The following is a 2,860-nucleotide window of genomic DNA, read 5'->3' as shown; positions in this document are numbered from 1 at the left end:
GCCCCGGTCAACCGCAACCGGGGCGACTCCCTGCTCGGTCTCTGCTGGTTACCGGACGCTCCACAGGGATGGTGACGGACATGATCGAAGCTTCGGCATCCTGATTCCGTTGCTTCCGACATCGACGCGGCGGCCCGAGTGGCCCGAAACCACAGAAGCTCGCGAACAGAGAATTAACGGTTTGATGGGATATTGCCGGGAACGTAAATCAACAGCCTGCTAGGCTTTTCGCCGCTTTCGGAGTTTTCGGTAGGCACAAATTTTTATTGCTGAAGCTTAGTATCGGAACTGCACTGCCGCCAAGCATGACTCGACGCCCTCTAGGAACAGCTGCGGCGACAGTTTAGAATCACATCCCTTTCCGGACCGGGCAACGCTCGATCTACCCGGCATGATTTCCCGGGGGCAAAGTGATCCCGATTCGTTACAACTTGCGCAGCCTGATGGTTCGCCGCGCCACCAGCGTGATGACGGCGTCGGTGGTGGCGCTTGTCGTGATGCTCCTGTTCATCTTGTCGGGCTTCGCCGCGGGCCTGCGCGCGACTGTGATGCGAAGCGCGAACACTGACAACTGGATTGTGCTCAGCCGCGGCACGGCCAACGAGGGCGGCAGCTTCATCTCGCGCGAGCAATACGAGATCATCAAGAGCCGGCCTCAAATCGCGACGACTCCCGACGGCCAAGCCCTGGTCTCGCCCGAGGTGATCACCGGTTTCAATCCTGTCCCCGACGCGCCCCCTTCCAGCGCGATATTCACGCTCCTTCGCGGCGTCTATTCAATCGCTTATCAGGTCCATCGCGACATGCGCTTGGAGAGCGGCAGGTGGCCAAATCGCGGTACGGCCGAGATGGTCGTCGGCCGCAAGCTCGCCGCGCGTTTTCATAACCTCGTGGTCGGAAGCGATTTCAAATTTGGACGGCGCACCTTCAAAATTGTCGGCCTCTTTTCCGATCAAGACAGCGCGCGCGAGTCGGAAGTGCTGACCGACCTCGATCTCCTGACCCAGGATATCCACGTCGCCAACGGCTTCGAGGTGCTTCACGTCGTCCTCAGACCCGGCACGCATAAAGACTTCGCCAAGTCGCTGACGACCGATTCGCGTGTCAAAGTCGATACGATGTCGGAGCAGGAATTTTATGCGAAACAAACTGAGTTCGTCGATCAGTTGCGCGCGCTCGGCCTGATCGTCGCGCTGATTCTTGCGATTGGTTCGGTGTTCGGTGCGATGAACACGATGTACTCCGCGGTCGCGCGCCGCACCAGTGAGATCGGCGTGCTGCGAGTGTTGGGGTTCAGTCGCTTCAACGTGCTCGCGAGTTTCGTAATGGAGAGTATCGTGCTCGCGGCAGCTGGCGGCGTGCTGGGTGAGATACTCGGAGTGTTGGTCGCGTACTCGACCGGACTGAGCAGCCAGCTCATGAACGTCGGCGAGTTCATCTTCAGGTTTCGGCTGACTGCGGGCGCGTTCGTGTCGGGAATGATCGCCGCGATTGCGATTGGCGCGCTCGGCGGGTTGCTGCCTGCATGGCGCGCCTCGCGCATCGGTCTTGTCGAATCGCTGCGCTCAGTCTGAACGGGAATCATCGTGTTCAACTGGATCAAATTGGTCGAGCGCAATATGCGCCGAAATTTGCGCCGCACGATTCTGACTATCCTAACAATCGCGCTGGCCACCTTCATCTACACCGTCCTGGTATCGGTGCCAGCTTCGATGGATCGCGTCGTCAGGGACGCCTCCGGCACGCTCCGTCTCATAATCAGCAACAAGACCGCGCCGTGGGAGGATCTACCCGCGCGTTATTGCGACGACATCAATAAAATGCCCGGCGTCGCCGCGTGCGTCGCAATCACGGGATGGTTCGCGACGTGGCGCGATGTCAGCGAGCCGGTCTTCGGCGTCGGCGCCGGACCGGAGATAGGCGACGTGTTTCCCGACTACGCGTTGACCAACCAGCAGCGCGAGGCGACCGCCAAAGAAAAGCGCACCGCCATCATCGGCGAAATTCTCATGCGCAAATACGGCTGGAAGATCGGCGATACTGTAACCCTACGCGGCACCGACTCAGACCATATGGAGATGACCTTCGTCATACGCGGCCAGATGGCGTCCAAGCGTTATCCCAATACCTTCCTCATGCGGCGCGACTATCTGATGGCGGCGCGCAAAGCGCACGGGCTGCCCGACGAAGACATCGCCTGGAACATTATCGTGCGCGCTACCAGCGCCGACGCGATGGGTCCGCTCGCCAAACAGATCGATGAGCACTTCGCTAATTCCGACGCCGAAACGCGCACCATGACCGAAAGCGACGCGCTCTCCTCCGGCCTCTCCGCCATCGGCAACATCAGGGCTATCGTCTTTGCGCTATGCCTCGTCGTCTTGCTGACCATCCTGCTCATCGCCGCCAACTCCACTGTCATGATGGTCCGCGAACAAATCAGCGACGTCGCCGTGATGCGCGCGCTCGGCTTCAGCCGCGGCGCCGTCGCCTTTCTGTTATTCGGCGAATGCGGCGCGATCGGATTTCTCGGCGGCATCATCGGCGCCGGCGCCGCGCTCTGGATGTTCTCCGGCGGCATCACGCTCGGCGCCGCGCTCGGCGGCAACGGCGCGCTGTGGGTCACTCCCGCGCAAACACTCAATGCGCTAATCGCCGCGCTAGCCGTCAGTATAGTGAGCGGCCTCGTCCCGATTTGCGAGGCCGTCCGACTTCCGCCCGCCCTCGCCTTCCGCAAAGTCGTCTAGGGAACCTCTGCATAAGTTGATCGATTGGTGTACAAAGGAACTGGTTGAGTGGCGGATGAGGAGGTGCGGTGATGGGTAATCAGCGGACGTTCGCTTCGGTGGCTTGGACGCAG

The 2,860-nt window shown here is 60.6% G+C and carries 2 protein-coding genes; both read left to right on the top strand.

Going from position 1 to position 2,860, the window contains the following annotated elements:
* Nucleotides 1–410: 410 nt before the first annotated feature.
* Nucleotides 411–1,574, top strand: coding sequence for an ABC transporter permease (locus tag ABR989_RS17480; RefSeq protein ID WP_428130597.1), 1,164 nt, complete (start codon nucleotides 411–413; stop codon nucleotides 1,572–1,574).
* A 12-nt stretch (nucleotides 1,575–1,586) separates the two neighbouring features.
* A complete protein-coding gene (locus ABR989_RS17475) occupies nucleotides 1,587–2,747 on the top strand; it encodes an ABC transporter permease (RefSeq protein WP_428130596.1) in 1,161 nt (386 codons plus the stop codon).
* Nucleotides 2,748–2,860 lie beyond the last annotated feature (113 nt).

The organism is Binatus soli (SeqCode) (genome assembly GCF_050015535.1).
Classification (GTDB): domain Bacteria; phylum Desulfobacterota; class Binatia; order Binatales; family Binataceae; genus Binatus; species Binatus soli.
Note: the sequence above shows the minus strand (reverse complement) of the source record. Positions and strands in the feature narration are given on the sequence as shown.